The following is a 15,470-nucleotide window of genomic DNA, read 5'->3' as shown; positions in this document are numbered from 1 at the left end:
GCGGCGGGCGACCCCGCCCTCGCCGCCGCGCTCCTCGCGCTGCTCGCGGCGGCCGCCGAGGCCGGCGAGTTCGCGGGCGCGGTGCTCGTGCTCCGCGACGGCCGCACGCTCTTCGAGGGCGCCGCCGGCCCCGCGGACCGGGAGCGCGGCGTGCCGAACACGCCGGCCACGCGGTTCCGCGTCGGGTCGATGAACAAGATGCTGACCGCGGTCGCGACGCTGCAGCTCGTGCAGGCGGGGGCGCTGCGCCTCGACGCCCCGCTCGGGACGTACCTCCCCGACTACCCGAACGCCGAGCTGGCGTCGCGGGTGACGCCCCACCACCTGCTCACCCACACGGGGGGCACGGGCGACATCTTCGGGCCGGAGTTCGCGGCGCGCCGGCTCGAGCTCCGCACGACGGCGGACTACCTGCGGCTGTACGGCGCGCGCGCACTGCGCTTCGCGCCGGGGACGCGGTGGGAGTACAGCAACTACGGCTTCCTGCTCCTCGGCGCCCTCGTCGAGCGGGCGGGCGGCGGGAGCTACGACGACCACGTCGCGGCGCGCGTGCTCGCGCCGGCGGGGATGACGGCGACCGGCGCGGCGCCCGAGGACTCGCTCGTGCCGGGGCGGTCGGTCGGGTACACGCGGCAGCTCGTCCCCGGCGCGCTCGTCTCCAACGCGCCGACCCTCCCGTACCGCGGCACGCCGGCGGGCGGCGGCTACTCCACCGTCGGCGACCTCGCGCGCTTCGCCGTCGCGCTGCGCGAGCACCGGCTGCTCGATCCCGCGCACACGGCGCTGCTGCTCGCGGGCAAGGTCGACGCCGGGAACGGGGTGCGCTACGCGTACGGCTTCTTCGACCGCGTCGTCGACGGCCGGCGGTTCGTCGGCCACGGCGGCGGCGCGCCGGGGATGAACGGCGACCTCGCCTTCGAGCCCGGCGGCGGGTACGTGGTCGTCGTCCTGTCGAACCTCGACCCGCCCGCGGCGACGCAGATGGCGAGCTACGTGCTCGCGCGGCTGCCGCGGTAGCGCGCTACCGACCCGCGGCCGCCTCGCGCAGCAGCTCCCACGCCCGCGCCACGTGCCGCCGCTCCGTGCGGATGTTGCCGATCGCCAGGCGCAGCACGTACCGGTTGCCCAGCTTGGTGTGCGAGAGGAACGCCTCGCCGCCCGCGTTCACCGCGTGCATGACGCGCGCGTTCTCCGCCTCGCGCTCGGCCTCCGTCGTCCCGGGCGGCGCGTAGCGGAAGCAGACGAGCGACAGCGGGTGCGGCGCGCTGACCTCCCACCCGGGTTCCGCGCGCACCCACGCCGCGAACTCCTGCGCGAGCTGCACGTGGTGGCGGATGCGCTCCGCCAGCCCCTCGGCGCCGAACGCGCGGATGACCATCCAGAGCTTCAAAGCCCTGAACCTCCGACCCAGCTGGACTCCATAGTCCATCAGGTTCACCACCTCGTCCTGCTCGCGCGTCACCAGGTACTCGGGCACCAGCGAGAACGCGCGCTTCAGCACCTCCGGCTGCCGCGTGTAGAACGCCGAGCAGTCCACCGGCGTGAACAGCCACTTGTGCGGGTTCACCACCAGCGAGTCGGCGAGGTGCACGCCGTCCATCAGGTCCTGCAGCTCGGGGACGACCGCCGCCACGCCGCCGTACGCGCCGTCGACGTGCAGCCACACGTCCTCGGAGCGGCACAGCTCCGCGATCTCACCCACCGGGTCAATGCTCGTGGTGCTCGTCGTCCCGATCGTCGCCACGACGCACAGCGGGAGCATCCCCGCCGCGCGGTCCTCGGCCATCCGCCGCTCCAGCACGTCCACGCGCATCCGGAACTCGTCGTCGACGTCGATCTTGACGACGTTGTCGTGGCCGAGGCCGAGCGTGATCGCCGCCTTGTCGACCGACGAGTGCGCGTGCGCCGAGCAGTAGACGCGCAGCGTCGGCAGGTCGGCGCGCCCCGCCATCCCGCGGGCGCGGATCTCCAGCCCGGGCTTCGCCTCGCGCGCCGCCGCCAGCGCCAGCAGCGTCGAGATGCTCGCCGTGTCGTTGATGACGCCGAACCAGCCGGGCCCGAGCCCCATGAGCTGCCGCAGCCAGTCGAGCGCGACCTGCTCCAGCTCCGTCGCCGCGGGCCCCGTCTTCCACAGCATCGCGTTGACGTCGAGCGCCGCCGCCAGCATCTCGCCGAGGATCCCCGGGACGCTGCTCGAGATCGCGAAGTAGGCGAAGAACCCCGGGTGGTTCCAGTGCGTGGTGCCGGGGACGATCACCCGCTCCACGTCGGCCAGCACGTCGGCCAGCGACTCGCCGCGCGCGGGCGGGGCGGGGGGGAGCTGCGCCGCCACCTCCCCCGGCCGCACGCGCGGCACCACCGGGAACCGCTCGGGGTGCGCCAGGTACTCGGCGATCCAGTCGACCAGCTGCGCGGCGTAGCGGCGGAACTCCTCGACCGGAAGGTCGCCACGGAACTCGGATTCCTGGAGGCTCGGCATGCGTGCAAGCTATCGGCGCGCCGGACGCCGCGGGCTGCGGGCGGCGGGTCCGCGAGCGGTGAAATCCGCAGCCCGCAGCCCGCAGCCCGCAGCCCGCAACGCCCCGTCAGACGAGCAGCGCCGCCATCTCGCTCGGCAGCCCCACCGCGCGCCGCGCCGCCGCCCGCCCGCACAGCGCGCCCACCACGTTCCCGGTGCCGCTGTACGCGCCCACCGCCCACACCCCCGGGCGCGCCTCGGCGAACACCGGCAGCCCGTCGTCGGTGTAGCCCACGACGGCGGCCCACCGGTGCGTCACCGGCGCCTCGCGCACCCCCACGCGCTCGCGCAGCACGCGGTCGAGCGCCGCCTGGATCGTCGGCGTCGGCGTCGCGTCGTGCCCCCACTCGTTCTCCATGTCGAGGTCGCGGCACCCGCCGAGCGAGATCCGGCCGTCCGGCAGCTGCTGCCAGTAGTCGAAGCCGTAGCGCGCGTACACCGGGCCCGGGACGCTGACCTCGCGCGTCGGCGCGGTGGCGAGCATCTGCAGCCGCGTGCTCCGGATGCGCGGCGCGAGCTCCGGCAGCAGCCGGTCGAGCGCGCCGTCCACCGCCACCACCACCGCGCGGCAGCGCACCGTCCCGCCGGCGGCGAGCGGGCCGGCGCCGGCGATCTCCACCGCCGCCGAGCGCTCGAACAGCCGCGCGCCGCGTTCGGCCGCGCGCGCCGCCAGCGCGCGCGCGCGCGCCATCGGCTGGAAGGCGCAGTCGGTCGGGATGCGCAGCCCCGTGCCGAGCGGGCCCTCGTACCACTCGGCGGCCAGCCCGTCGGCCCGCATCGCGTCGAGCTGCACGCGGCAGTCCTCGACCTCCTCGTCCGACGCCGCCAGCCGGATCGAGCCGACGCGGCGGATCGCCTCGGGCGTCTCGCCGATCATGCGGTCGATCTCGGCGAGCGTGAGGTGGTACATGCGCACCGCGCGGTCGCGCCCGTGCTTGGCGACCGCGTCGTGGTGGAAGTCGGCCGGGCCGGCGAGCAGGAAGCCGCCGTTGCGCCCCGCCGCCGCGCCGCCCACGACGCCGGCGTCGAGGCCGACCACCGAGCGCCCGAGGGCGAGCAGCTCGTGCACGGCGGCGAGCCCCGAGCCCCCGAGGCCCACCACGCACACGTCGGCCTCGACGTCGTGCGCGAGGGCGGGGAGCTCGGGGGCGGGGCCCTCGTCCCAGACGGGGCGGTTGGGGAGTGCGGGCGTCGTCATGCGCGAAAGCTACGCGCGCGTCACGCCGCCGGCGGGACCCAGATGCGCCCCTCCTTCGCCTCGACCGCGTCCCGCGCCGGGGGGAGCGCGGCCAGCGCGTCGCGCGCGCGCCAGAGCGCGACCGCGGGGCGCAGCGCGTCGACCGCGTCGTCGGCGGCGACCGCGGCGTCGCGGAGCGCCGGCGGCAGGCGAGGCGCATGGCGCGCGACCCACGCCGCGCGCGCGTCCGCGCGCGCCTTCACCACCGGCTCGCCGTAGCAGAGGCGCGGCCAGATCTCGACGACCAGCGGCTCGCCGGCGCGCACGGCGTCGAACGGCCACACGGCCGCGCCGCCGTCCTGCAGCGCCAGCAGCCCGGGCATCCCGCGCACGGAGCCGGGGCCGACCTGCCCCGGCCCCACGAGCGTGAACACCGACGACGGGCGCCGCGACGAGCGCTCGGCGGCCTCGCGCTCGGCGAGGCGCAGCGGTTCGCCGGGGACCCCCGCGCCGGCGCGCCGCCAGAAGGGCGCGCGCGGGTCGCGCAGCCACGCCTCCCCCGCGTCGCGCGCCGCCGCCCACGCCGCCCGCGCGGTGCCGCCCAGCGCGTCGACGAACCACGCGGGGAAGGAGAACGCGAAGTCCAGCCCCGCGATCACCTCGGGGCGCCCGCGCAGCTCCGCCAGCACGTCGGCCGCCGAGCGCCCGTTCTCGAGCCGCGCGACGCCGCGCGCGCCGACCTCGCACCACCAGATCTTGCGCGGCGCGTTCGCCAGGTCGCCCGACCAGTCGATGCCGACGGCGCGCGTGTGGGGCATGGCCTGTTACTCTAACCGCCCATGCGCCGCCTCGCCGCCACGACGCTCCTCCTGCTCGCCGCCTGCGCGGCCGACCCGACGACGGCGCCGCCGCCGGTCACCACGCCGCCGGTCGTCACGCCGCCGCCCCCCGCACCCGACACGCTCCCCACGCTGCGGCGCGAGTTCCGCGGCGTCTGGATCGCGACCGTGGCCAACATCGACTGGCCGTCGCGCGGCGGGCTCCCCGCCGCGCAGCAGCAGTCGGAGCTCGGCGCGCTGCTCGACCGCGCGCGCGACGCGGGGCTCAACGCCGTCGTGCTGCACGTGCGCCCGGCCTCCGACGCCGTCTACCGCTCGGCGCTGGAGCCGTGGGGCGCGATGCTCGCGGGCACGCAGGGCGTCGACCCGGGGTGGGACCCGCTCGAGTGGGCGGTGCGCGAGGCCCACCGGCGTGGGCTCGAGCTGCACGCGTGGTTCAACCCGTTCCGCGCCGGCAACACGAACGACTCGACGCGGCTGGCGGCCACCCACGTCTTCCGCCAGCGGCGCGACCTGGTGCGCGTCTACGGCACGCAGCTCTGGCAGGACCCGGGGGAGCCCGCGGTGCAGGACCGCACCATGGCCGCGGTACTCGACGTGGTCGCGCGCTACGACGTCGACGGCGTGCACATCGACGACTTCTTCTACCCGTACCTGCAGCGCGACGCGCAGAACCGGATCCTCGACTTCCCCGACAGCGCGACCTACGCGCAGCTCGGCGGGACCACGCCGCGCGCCGACTGGCGGCGGGCCAACGTGAACCGCTTCGTCGAGCGCTTCTACCGCGAGGTGCACGCGGCGAAGCCGATGGTGAAGGTCGGCGTCAGCCCGTTCGGCATCTGGCGCCCGCAGAACCCGCCCGGCGTCACGGGGATGGACGCGTACGCCGAGATCTACGCCGACTCGCGCACCTGGCTGCAGAACGGGTGGGTCGACTACCTCGCGCCGCAGCTCTACTGGCAGATCGACCCGCCGCAGCAGTCGTTCACCGCGCTGCTCGACTGGTGGACCGCGCCGGCGCAGAACGCGCGCGGGCGCCACGTCTGGCCGGGCGTCGCCACCTACCGCGTGCGCGACAGCGGCTGGCCGCTCGGCGAGGTCGCGCGCCAGGTCGAGGCCACGCGCGCCCGCGCGGCGCGCGGCCCGTCGACGGGGGTGGTCCTCTACAACGCGACGACGACGCTCGCCTGGAACGGCGGCGCCGTGGCGTCGGAGCTGGCGCGCGGCGTGTTCGCCGACCGCGCCGTCGTCCCCGCCACCCCGTGGCTCGACGCCGCCGCGCCCGCGCGCCCCGAGGTGACGGTCGGCGAGGGGGCGGCGCCGGGCGGGGGGCGCGAGTGGACGCTGGCGCCGCTGCGCCCCGGCGACGCCGACCCGGTGCGCTGGTGGCTCGTGCGCTGGCGCTCGGGCGGCGCGTGGGCGCAGCAGCTCGTGTTCGGCGACGAGCGGACCGTCACCGTGCGTCCCGGCGCCGCGGGGCTCGACCGCATCGCGGTCCACGCGGTCGACGCCGCGGGGAACGTGTCGGAGCCCGCGCGCTGGCCGTCGGCGGCGATCGCCGCGCGCTGACGGCCCGCCGCGTCGTCAGCCCTGCGCGCGGCGCCGGCGGGCGACGCCGGCGAGGCCGAGCAGCCCCGTCCCCAGCAGCGCGTAGGTCCCCGGCTCCGGCACCGTGCTGCTCACCGCGGCGATCGACACGGCGTCGAGCGCCGGCCCGGTGCAGCACCCCGACGTGGTGCTGGCGAAGGTGAGGCGCATCGTCGTCCCCGTCGCCGTGAAGTCGCGCGTGAACGTCTCCCACCCCATCGCCGACGGGCTCCGGCCGGCCGAGTTGAAGCTGAAGGTGCCGAAGTCGATCCCGCCGATGCCGACGGTCATCGTCTTCACCACCGGCAGCCCGTCGGTGTTGCCGGCCATCGCGAACGACAGCCGGTAGGTGCCGCCCAGCGTCAGCGCGACGTCCTGGTAGATCGTGGCCGCCCCGGCGTCGCCGTTCAGGTCGAGCGACTGGCTCCCCGCCGCGGCCTGCCAGAAGCCGGGGCCGATCAGGTCGACGTTCCCCTGCGAGACCGTCCACCCGGTGAGCTGGCTCCCCGACAGCGTCGTGAAGGCGTTCGCGGGCGCCGTCGGCGTCTCGAAGCTGCCGTTGGTGACGATCTGCGCCGACGCGACCGAGGCGGTGGCGGCGAGGGCGAGGGCGGTGGAGACGGCGGTGGAGAGGGCGGCGCGCATCGTTCGATTCCGGGGTGAGAGTCGCGGCAAGATGGAGGCAACATGACGATCCTGCAATCCTCCACCCCGCACTCCATCCAGCGGCTCACCCCGCGACGAGCAGCACCTTCCCGCTCCGCCCCTCGCGCGCCGCGTGCGCGCACGCCTCGCGCGCCAGCGACAGCGGGTACGTCGCCTCGACCGGCGTCCGCAGCGCGCCGGTGGCGATGAGCCGCGCCGCCTCGCCGACCACGCGCGCCTGCTCCTCGCGCGGCGCCGTCCGGAACCACGGCACCAGCCAGAAGCCGCGCACGGTCGTGCCGAGGAAGATCATGTCGCGCGGGTTCAGCTCGATCGCCTCCCCCGACAGCCCGCCGTAGTTCACGACCGTCCCCCCGTGCGCCAGGCCGCGCATGAGCCGCCCCGTCGCCTTCCCGCCCACCGCGTCGAGGGCGAGGCGCAGCCGCGCGGGGTCGCCCCCCGCCTCGCGCACCGCCGCCTGCGCCCGCTCGGCGAGCTGCGGGCCGTCGACGAGCACCACGTCGCCGCCGAGCGCGCGCACCCCGTCGACCGCCGAGTCGCGGCGCACCACGTTGACGGTGCGCACGCCCCGGGCGCGCGCCGCCGCGACCACCGCCGCGCCGACGCCCGAGTTGGCGGCGTTCTGGAGCACCCAGTCGCCGGCGGCGAGCGACACGAACTGCTCCAGCATCAGGATCGCCGTCGGCGGGTTGGCGCCGAGCATCGCGAGCTGGAGGTCGTCGCCCGGCGGGAGCGCGAACAGCCCGGCCGCCTTCAGCCGCACGCGCGAGCGCCACGTCCCCGGCGCCGTCACGAGCAGCACGCGGTCGCCGGCGCGCAGGTGCGTCACGCCGTCGCCCACGGCCGCCACCGCGCCGATCCCCTCGAACCCGGGGACGGCGGGGAGCGGCGGCTTGATCCCGTAGGTCCCCTGGATCGTGTACAGGTCCGACGGGTTGATCGGCGCCGCGACGAGGTCGACGACCACCTCGCCCGCGTCCGGCGGGCCGGGGTCGGGGAGCTCCACCACCTCCAGCACGTCGGCGGGCGCGCCGGTCCTCGAGAACTGTGCGGCGATCATGCGAGTGCGGGTGGGAATCGGATCGGATGGCGGGGACGGGTCGCCAACATACGCGACGCGCGCCCGGGTCGCGTGGACCCGGGCGCGCGTGGGACGTGCGGGACGGCGGTCGGTCAGCTGCGGCGGCGGCGCCCGACGATCGCCCCCAGCGCGGCCACGCCGGTGCCGAGCAGGGCGAGGCTCGCCGGCTCCGGGGTCACCACGCAGGCCGCCGCGGTCGCGGCCGCCGAGGCCGGCGCGTGCACGCCGCCCGGCGGGGGCGTCGCCACGCCGCCCGACACCGAGCCGTCGAAGGTGTCGGTCGTGCCGGGGAGCGCGACCGGCGGGAGCGCGGGCGGCGTCGCCTCGCGGTTGAACGCGGCGTTCGCGTTCGCGTGCAGCGCCCGCATCTCGTGCCCGCGCCCCGGGTGCTGCTCGAGCGCGCCCGGCGGCAGCACGCCGTCGTCCACCGTGCCGCCCAGCGTCAGCGCCGTCTCGACCCGCTCCTCGGCCACGCGCAGCCCGCCCACCGACTGCGCGGCGAGGCGCGCCTGCAGCCGGGCCAGCGCCTCGGCGCGCGCCGCGCGCTTGAGCAGCCCGAGCCCGGGGAGCGACACGCCGGCGAAGCCCGCCCGCCCGGCGTCGGCCGACAGCCCGCGGGCGCGCCGCCCCGAGCTCTCGCCGCCGAGGCCGAAGAAGCCCGACCAGCCGGCCGACTCCTCGTCCTCGTCGTCCTCCTCGTCGGCGACGGCGGCGGCGAGCATGCGCTCCTCCATCGAGGCGGACGTGAACTCGAACTCGACGCTCGTCGCCGACCGGCCGGACATCAGCGCCCCGGGAAGACGTGCGCCCGCGAGGGGCGCGGCGGAGGTGGCGTCCTGCGCGCCGGCCGCCGTGGCGGACAGCACGAGCGTGACGGCGACCAGCAGTGGACGACCAGAGGAGGCGCGCATGAGATAGGATGGACGACGGCCTGCGTGCTCGGCGGGTGCCGCCTCGGGAACGGGCGGCATCGGCGATGGGTACCGGCCTCCCACGGGTCGCAAACCACGCGCCAGCCATCGACACGTTGTTGCACCTGCGCCACGCCTTTGCAGTCGCGGCCGCCACACTCGTCCTCGTCCGCGCGACGCTCGGGGCCCAGGGCCACGGCGACCACGCGGCGCGGACACACGACGGCCTGCGTCTCTCCGCCGACGTCACCGCCCTCGCCGTCCGCGCCGCGCACGCGCCCGAGGGGCGCACCCTCGCCGAGGGGTACCTCGCGCAGCCCGTCGTGATGGGGCACGCGCCGCTGCTCGGCGGACGCCTCCGCCTGACCGGGACGCTGAACCTCGAGGGGCTCACGCTGCGCCGCGGGCAGCTGACGCCGGGCATCTACGGCGAGGGGTTCGTCGACCGCCGCCACCCGCACACCTTCGTGCACGAGGCGATGCTGAGCGCCGGGGCGCGCCCGCGCGGCGGCCCGCTGCGGCTGTCGGCGGCGGCGGGGAAGGGCTTCGTCCCCTTCGGCACCGACGACCCGATGCTCCGCCCGTTCGCCTTCTTCCCCGTCAACCACCACCTCGCCCAGCTGCTGGAGCGCTACGTCGCGATCGGCGGCGCGCGCGTCCCCGGGCTGATGGTCGAGGGCGCGCGCTTCGGCGGCGACGAGCCGCAGGGGCCCTGGGCGTGGCCGCGCGCGTCGCGCTTCGGCGAGGGGTGGAGCGCGCGCGCCACCGCCTTCCCCCTGGAGCTGGCGCGCGGCGCCGCGGGGGCGGGGGCGCTCGAGCTGTCGGCGAGCCGCGCCGAGGTGCCGTCCCCCGAGGACCCGACGGGGGCGGGGCTCGACCAGCGGAAGTCGAGCCTGGCGGCGCGCTGGGCGTCGGGCGGCGACGCCGCGCCGGTGACGGAATCGCGCCGCGGAGGGTACGCGCTGCTGGAGTGGGCGCGCACCGACGAGCGCCGCGGCGCGCGCCGCGCCTTCCGCTACCAGAGCGTGCTCGCCGAGGCGGCGCTCTGGCGGCCGGTGGGCGCGGGCCCGCTCGGCGGCACCCTCTCCGTGGCGGCGCGCGCCGAGCGCACCGGCCGCCCCGAGGAGGAACGGATGCTCGACCCCTTCCGCACCGTGCGACCGCACTTCGAGCAGAACGTCCTGGGGATCACCGAGTGGCGGATCCTGACGGTCGCCGCGGCGCTGCGTCCGCCCGCGGGGCGGCTGCGCGTCGCGCCGTTCGTCGAGGCCGCGCGCGCCCGCCCGCGCGCCCTCGTGCGCCCGTCCGTCTTCGAGCCGTCGCTCTTCTACCGTGCGCCCGTCCAGTGGACCGTCGCCGCCGGGGTACGCTTCGGCGTCGGCCGGCCGCACGCCCGCATGGGGCGCTACGGCGTCGCCTCCGACCACCGCTGACCGCCCCGTGCCCCTCCCGCCCCCGACCCCGCGCGCCCTGGCGGTGCTCCTCCTCGCCGCCGCGCTCGCGGCCTGCGGCGGCTCCGACGACGGCGGCACGACGGTCGAGCCGCCGCCGAACCCGGGGACCGGGCTGACGCAGCCGGCCGCGATCGCGGTGCTCGGGCAGGGCGTGGTGACCGACCGGGTGAGCGCCGAGGTGAGCGCGCGCGGGCGGTGGGTCTACTCGTCGTCGTGGGGGCAGCGCTTCGCGACCGGGAACGTCGTGTACGTGTGGGACGGCGCCGGGAACGTCCCCGTGCTCACCGACTCGCTGATCGTCGACGGGGTGCGCACCACGGGCGACGTGCAGGTCAGCGACGACGGGTCGCTCCTCGTGGTGGCGACGGAGCCCGAGGGGTCGCTGGTGCTCTACTCGCTCGCCGACCCGGCGCACCCGCGCTTCGTGTCGCGCTACCGGAACTTCCCCAACGGGGTGCACACGGCGCAGGTGTCGCGCGTGAACGGGCGCCTCTACGCGTTCGCGGCGGTGAACCCGACGGCCGCGGCGGGGGCGCGCCTGACGATCGTCGACCTCTCGAACCCGGCGGCGCCGCAGGAGGTGACGTCGATCTCGATGGGGCAGCCGTTCGTGCACGACACCTTCGTCCGCGACGGCGTGCTGTTCACCGCCAACTGGGACGAGGGGCTCGTCGTCTGGGACCTCGGCGGGCTCGGTCGCGGCGGCTCGGTGTCGGCCCCGCTGCGCGTCGGGCGCATCGTCACCCGGCCGAGCGCCGCGGGGCAGGGGGCGTCGGTGCACAACGCGTGGTGGCTGCACGTGGACGGCCGCAAGCGCTACGTCGCCGTCGGCGAGGAGCTGACCACGGGCGTGACGATCGGCAACTCGTCGGCGGGCGACCTGCACATCGTCGACCTGAACGACCTCGCGAACCCGACGTCGTGGCGCGAGGTCGCGGTCTACCACCACCCGACCGCCGGCGTGCACAACGTCGTCGCCGACGAGGCGCGCGGCGTCCTCTACGCGGCGTACTACGACGGCGGCGTGCGCGCCTTCGACGTGCGCGGCGACCTGTCGAGCTGCACGGACGCGCAGCGCACCGCCGACGGCCGCTGCGACCTGGCCAAGATGGGCCGCGAGATCGGCGTCGCCCTCGCCGGCACCCCGCGCACCCGCGACCCGCGCACCGGCCAGACCACGCCCCCGTTCGTGTGGGGCGTCGACCTCACGAGCGACGCGCTCTGGGCGACGGACATGCTGGGGGGCGTGTTCAAGCTGCGGCCGATCACGCGGTAGCTGCGGCTGCGGGCTGCGGGCTGCGGATCCTGCACGAACCCGCAGCCCGCAGCCCGCAACGTCCGGTAATCGCGCGTCAGGTTCTCGTCCTTGGCCCGCGCTGCACGACGGCCGAGAAGACGCGCAGCGGCAGCAGCCGCACCGCCGCGATCGCGAGCTTGTAGCGCAGCCCGGGTACGACGGTCACCGGCCCGCCGCGGTCGAGTGCGCGCAGCGACGCGTCCACCACCGACTCGGCGGTGAGCCAGAGCGCGGCCGGGATGCGCGTCGGCGCGAAGCCCATGCGCTGGTGGAACTCGGTGCGCGTGAAGCCCGGACACAGCGCCTGCACCGCCACGCCGCGCCGCTGCACCTCGGCGGCCAGCCCCTCGCTCCACAGCCGCACGAACGCCTTCGTCCCCGAGTAGGTCGCGTTCCCCGGCCCGGTCACGAACGCCGCCACCGACGCGACGTTGACGATCGCGCCCGCGCCGCGCGCCAGCATCGCGGGGAGCGCCGCCTGCGCGAGCCGCACCGGCGTCGCGCAGTGCAGCTGCACCATCGCCGCCTGTGCGGCCGGGTCGGCGCGCTCCAGGGTGCCGAGCGTACCGAAGCCCGCGTTGTTGACGAGGACGTCGAGCCGCGGCATCGCCGCCAGCGCCGCCGCCAGCGCCTCGACCGCCGCCGCGTCGGCGAGGTCGTGCGCCGCCGCCTCGCACGCGACGCCGTGCCGCGCCGAGAGCTCGTCGGCCAGCGCGCGAAGCCGCGCGGCGTCGCGCGACACCAGCACGAGGTCGTGGCCGCGGGCGGCCAGCCGCTCGGCGAACACGCGGCCGATCCCGGCCGTCGGGCCGGTGACGACCGCCACAGGGCGGGGAACTGGAGGATCGGAACGCGTCATGGGTGGCCGGAATCCTGCGCTTCCGGGGGCTGTGGCGGCAGTCCCACGCCCGTGGCCGCCCTGGTCGTGCCCTCATCTCATGGCAGAGCTCCTCGTCCGGAACTGGTGGGCGGTGGCCGCGCGCGGCGGCGCCGCCGCGATCCTCGCCCTCTTCGTCCCCTTCTACCCGGGGCTGACGCTCGACCACGTGATCGGCGGCTTCGCCGCCTACGCGTTCGCCGACGGCGTGCTGGCCGTCATCGGCGCCCTCAAGCCCGCCGGCCGCGACCGACGCGCCGCCCCGCGCCGCGAGGCGCTGCTGTACGAGGCGCTGGCCGGGCTCGGGCTCGGGATCCTGGCCGCGCTCTGGCCGGCGCCCACGCTCGCCGAGTTCGAGGGGCTGGTGGCCGCGTGGGCGCTGGCGACGGGCGCGCTCAAGGGGCTGGTGGCGTGGCGGCTGCGCGGCCGGCTCCCCGCGGCGCGGCTGTACGACGCCGCCGGCGCGGTCGGGCTCCTGCTCGGCGCGCGCCTGGTCGTCGGGCTCGCCCTCGGCGTGGTCGACGTGACGTGGTGGCTCGCGGGGTACGCCGCGGCCGCGGCGCTGCTGCTCGTCGCGCACGCGGCGGCGCCGCGCGCGCGCCACCGCACGCGCCTCCCGCACGTCCCGCCGGCCCCCGACGCCGACGCGCCCCGCGCGCTTCACGAGGAAGCACGCGGGGCGCGTGCGTAGCGGGAGTGCGGCGGCCGGTCAGCCGGCGGTCGCGATCCGCTTCGGCTCGTCCTTCTTCGGCTCCTTTTTCCGCGCGCGGAGGTGCTCGTCCATCTTCAGGCGCGGCACGCCGCGGTCGATCCAGTCGGGCGCGGGCGTCCCCTTGAGGTGCACGTCGAACCACTCGGTCATGCGCGACTGGTAGTCCTTCAGGTTGCCGCGCTGCGCCAGCCCGTGGTTCTCGCCCGGGTACTCGAGCAGGATGACCTCCTTCCCGAGCTGCTTGAGCGTGTTGTAGTACGTGATCCCCTGGTTGAAGTCGACCGCGCCGTCCTTGTCGTTGTGCAGGATGACGAGCGGCGTCTGCACCTTGTCGGCGTGGCGGTTCGGGGAGTTGCGCGCGTACGCGTCCATGTTCTCCAGGAAGTTCCCCTTGAACCGCCCCTGGCTCGACTGGAAGATCCCCTGGTTGGCGAGGCCGCTGTTCCAGTACACGGAGCTGTACATGCTCACCATGTCGGTGAGCGGCGCGCCGGCGATGGCGGCCTTGAAGATGTTGGTCTGCGTGACCAGGAACGCCGTCTGGTACCCGCCCCACGAGTGCCCCTGCAGCCCGACCTTCGCCGAGTCGACGATGCCGGTGGCGATCGCCGCCTTCACCGCGGGCACCACGCTCCACACCGCGCTCATCCCCGGGTCGTTGACCTTGTAGACGATGTCGGGCATGAACACCGCGTAGCCGCGGCTGGTGAAGATCCCCGGGTGCACGCCGGTCCCGTTCACCTCGTTCGGGTGCCAGAAGTTGTGGCGGTTCTGCGTCAGCTTCTCGTAGATGTACGTCACCGTCGGGTACTTCTGCCCCTCCTGGTAGCCGGCCGGGAGGTACAGCGTCCCCTGCAGCGAGTCGCCCTTCTCGGTCACGTAGTTCACCAGGCGCGTGCCGGGCGACCACTTGTACTGCGCGAGCTGCGCGGCGCCGCCGGTGAGCCGCGCGCCGAGCTTCCCGCCGTCGAGCACGTACCAGTCGGGGTACTCCGAGAAGGTGCTGCGCGTCGTCACCCAGACCTCGGCGTCGCGCGCGCGGCGCGGCGCGTACGCCGCGTCGTCGAGCACCACCGTGGTCGCGCCGCCGCGCCGCGCGTCGACGCGCGCCATCCCGCCCTGCTTCGTGCGGTCGCCGAACAGGCGCAGGTACAGCGGCTTGGCGAGGTCGATCCCGGTGTCGCGCGGGTCGACGACCACGCGCTGCTGGTAGCGCACCCCCGACGTCCGCCCGTCGCGCGTCAGGTTCACCGGCGCGCCGCCGGCCGTCGGGACCTTCCACACGTCCCAGTTGTCGGAGAGCAGCACCGCGCTCCCGTCCTTCGCCCAGCCGACGGGGAAGTTGGCGGGCTTCTCGACGTTGTGGTCGTCCTCGGTGTCCCAGAACGCGACCGGCGCGCCCGCGGTCACGTTGCGCTTGGCGAGCGTCGCGACGTCGAGCACGTGGTAGTGGCCGTCGTCGAAGTACAGCATGCGCCGCCCGTCGGGCGACGGCAGCGTCGGGCCCTGGCGCAGCGCCTTCATCGCCAGCCGGCGCTCGCCGGTGCGCGGGTCGACGGCGTAGTGGTCGGCGCGCGGCAGCCCCTCCAGGAAGCCGCGGCGCTCGTCGGCGCGCGGGTCGACGCCCATCGCCCACCGGTCGCCCGGCAGCAGCTGCACGGTGCGCATCGTCGAGTCGGAGAGCGCGACGACCTTGTTGGTCGACGGCCAGAACGCCGCGAGGTAGCTGAACGCGCGGTCGGCCTGCTCCTGCACCTGCTGCTGCGACTGGAGGCGGGCCTCCTTCCAGTGCCAGATCATCAGGTTCGGCTTCTCGTCGTCCGGGTCGTCGCGCGTGACCGGCGCCCCCTTCTCGCGCAGCCCGAACAGCAGCCCGTCGCCCTGCACCGTCCACCGCGGCGCGCGGTCGGGCGACACGCGCATCCCGGCCGGCGCGTCGGCGCGGCCGGCCAGGGCGACGCTCGTCGCCTTCGGGGCGGCGGCGCCGAAGCCGCGGAAGCCGAGCACCGCGTAGGCGGTGTCGCTGGCCGCGCTGTCGACGACGCCGCGCAGCACGGCGAGCTGCGGGAGCGTGTCGCTCCACGCCAGCCGGCGGTACAGCGCCTTCTCGGAGTCGAGCACGCGCACCGTGCCGCTCTGCAGGTCGTGCACGTGCACGCCGTTGCCGGTCTGCTCGCGGCGCTCGACGGTGTAGGCGAGGAAGCGCCCGCCGAAGTCCACCCCGAACTCGGCGACGCTGCCGACCGTCAGCAGGTCGGCGGTGCCGAGGCGGTGCACGAGCAGGTCGCTGCTCGCGGCGCGCGCCGCGGCCGGCGGCGCGCCGGGGCGCCCCTCGCCAGCGCGCGCGCCGA

The 15,470-nt window shown here is 76.1% G+C and carries 13 protein-coding genes; 5 read left to right on the top strand and 8 right to left on the bottom strand.

What is annotated here, in order from left to right; genetic code table 11:
• The coding region (locus tag PYV61_RS09470) for a serine hydrolase domain-containing protein (protein ID WP_275830720.1) at nt 1-1,017 on the top strand (1,017 nt) is incomplete at its 5' end.
• A gap of 4 nt (nt 1,018-1,021) precedes the next feature.
• On the opposite strand, the gene PYV61_RS09465 is transcribed toward PYV61_RS09470, so the two are convergent.
• The 3 genes from PYV61_RS09465 to PYV61_RS09455 all read right to left on the bottom strand — a co-directional run bounded on the left by PYV61_RS09465 (nt 1,022) and on the right by PYV61_RS09455 (nt 4,513).
• Entirely contained in the window at nt 1,022-2,479 is a 1,458-nt protein-coding gene (locus PYV61_RS09465) for a pyridoxal-dependent decarboxylase (protein ID WP_275830718.1), read from the bottom strand.
• Nucleotides 2,480-2,585: 106 nt separating this feature from the next.
• On the bottom strand, nt 2,586-3,716 hold the full coding sequence (locus PYV61_RS09460) for an FAD-binding oxidoreductase (RefSeq protein ID WP_275830716.1): 1,131 nt from the start codon (nt 3,714-3,716) through the stop codon (nt 2,586-2,588).
• Between the two features lie 20 nt (nt 3,717-3,736).
• Complete coding sequence (locus tag PYV61_RS09455; RefSeq protein ID WP_275830714.1) at nt 3,737-4,513, bottom strand: hypothetical protein; 777 nt, start codon at nt 4,511-4,513, stop codon at nt 3,737-3,739.
• 21 nt (nt 4,514-4,534) lie between these two features.
• On the opposite strand from PYV61_RS09455, the gene PYV61_RS09450 reads away from it, so the two are divergent.
• Complete coding sequence (locus PYV61_RS09450; protein ID WP_275830712.1) at nt 4,535-6,103, top strand: family 10 glycosylhydrolase; 1,569 nt, start codon at nt 4,535-4,537, stop codon at nt 6,101-6,103.
• A 15-nt stretch (nt 6,104-6,118) separates the two neighbouring features.
• Here PYV61_RS09450 and PYV61_RS09445 read toward each other — a convergent pair whose 3' ends face one another.
• From PYV61_RS09445 to PYV61_RS09435, 3 genes are all read right to left on the bottom strand, one after another.
• The gene (locus tag PYV61_RS09445) at nt 6,119-6,766 is read right to left on the bottom strand and encodes a choice-of-anchor C family protein (protein ID WP_275830710.1); all 648 of its coding nucleotides are present in this window, start codon (nt 6,764-6,766) and stop codon (nt 6,119-6,121) included.
• Nucleotides 6,767-6,851: 85 nt separating this feature from the next.
• Nucleotides 6,852-7,847, bottom strand: a complete 996-nt coding sequence (locus PYV61_RS09440; protein WP_275830708.1) for a zinc-dependent alcohol dehydrogenase family protein — start codon at nt 7,845-7,847, stop codon at nt 6,852-6,854.
• 113 nt (nt 7,848-7,960) lie between these two features.
• A complete protein-coding gene (locus tag PYV61_RS09435) occupies nt 7,961-8,779 on the bottom strand; it encodes a PEP-CTERM sorting domain-containing protein (protein WP_275830706.1) in 819 nt (272 codons plus the stop codon).
• 116 nt (nt 8,780-8,895) lie between these two features.
• Here PYV61_RS09435 and PYV61_RS09430 point away from each other — a divergent pair, with 116 nt between their 5' ends.
• The gene (locus PYV61_RS09430; protein ID WP_275830705.1) at nt 8,896-10,212 is read left to right on the top strand and encodes a hypothetical protein; all 1,317 of its coding nucleotides are present in this window, start codon (nt 8,896-8,898) and stop codon (nt 10,210-10,212) included.
• Nucleotides 10,213-10,219: 7 nt separating this feature from the next.
• The gene (locus PYV61_RS09425) at nt 10,220-11,509 is read left to right on the top strand and encodes a hypothetical protein (RefSeq protein ID WP_275830703.1); all 1,290 of its coding nucleotides are present in this window, start codon (nt 10,220-10,222) and stop codon (nt 11,507-11,509) included.
• Between the two features lie 76 nt (nt 11,510-11,585).
• Here the strand turns inward: PYV61_RS09425 and PYV61_RS09420 are convergent, their stop codons facing one another.
• Nucleotides 11,586-12,389 (bottom strand): SDR family NAD(P)-dependent oxidoreductase, encoded by an 804-nt coding sequence (locus tag PYV61_RS09420; RefSeq protein ID WP_275830701.1) that lies wholly within the window; start codon nt 12,387-12,389, stop codon nt 11,586-11,588.
• A gap of 79 nt (nt 12,390-12,468) precedes the next feature.
• On the opposite strand from PYV61_RS09420, the gene PYV61_RS09415 reads away from it, so the two are divergent.
• On the top strand, nt 12,469-13,098 hold the full coding sequence (locus PYV61_RS09415) for a DUF308 domain-containing protein (RefSeq protein ID WP_275830699.1): 630 nt from the start codon (nt 12,469-12,471) through the stop codon (nt 13,096-13,098).
• An 18-nt stretch (nt 13,099-13,116) separates the two neighbouring features.
• On the opposite strand, the gene PYV61_RS09410 is transcribed toward PYV61_RS09415, so the two are convergent.
• Nucleotides 13,117-15,470, bottom strand: a 2,354-nt coding sequence (locus tag PYV61_RS09410) for a prolyl oligopeptidase family serine peptidase (RefSeq protein WP_275830697.1), incomplete at its 5' end; no start/stop codon positions are given.

It is taken from the genome of Roseisolibacter sp. H3M3-2, assembly GCF_029211165.1.
Classification (GTDB): Bacteria; Gemmatimonadota; Gemmatimonadetes; order Gemmatimonadales; family Gemmatimonadaceae; genus Roseisolibacter.
The sequence above is the reverse complement of the archived record's forward strand: the minus strand, read 5'-3'. Positions and strand labels throughout refer to the sequence as shown.

Coding starts and splice junctions, on each gene's coding strand:
- PYV61_RS09465 (WP_275830718.1), bottom strand. CDS start 2,479: ATGCCGAGCCTCCAGGAATCCGAGTTCCGTGGCGACCTTCCGGTCGAG.
- PYV61_RS09460 (WP_275830716.1), bottom strand. CDS start 3,716: ATGACGACGCCCGCACTCCCCAACCGCCCCGTCTGGGACGAGGGCCCC.
- PYV61_RS09455 (WP_275830714.1), bottom strand. CDS start 4,513: ATGCCCCACACGCGCGCCGTCGGCATCGACTGGTCGGGCGACCTGGCG.
- PYV61_RS09450 (WP_275830712.1), top strand. CDS start 4,535: ATGCGCCGCCTCGCCGCCACGACGCTCCTCCTGCTCGCCGCCTGCGCG.
- PYV61_RS09445 (WP_275830710.1), bottom strand. CDS start 6,766: ATGCGCGCCGCCCTCTCCACCGCCGTCTCCACCGCCCTCGCCCTCGCC.
- PYV61_RS09440 (WP_275830708.1), bottom strand. CDS start 7,847: ATGATCGCCGCACAGTTCTCGAGGACCGGCGCGCCCGCCGACGTGCTG.
- PYV61_RS09435 (WP_275830706.1), bottom strand. CDS start 8,779: ATGCGCGCCTCCTCTGGTCGTCCACTGCTGGTCGCCGTCACGCTCGTG.
- PYV61_RS09420 (WP_275830701.1), bottom strand. CDS start 12,389: ATGACGCGTTCCGATCCTCCAGTTCCCCGCCCTGTGGCGGTCGTCACC.
- PYV61_RS09415 (WP_275830699.1), top strand. CDS start 12,469: ATGGCAGAGCTCCTCGTCCGGAACTGGTGGGCGGTGGCCGCGCGCGGC.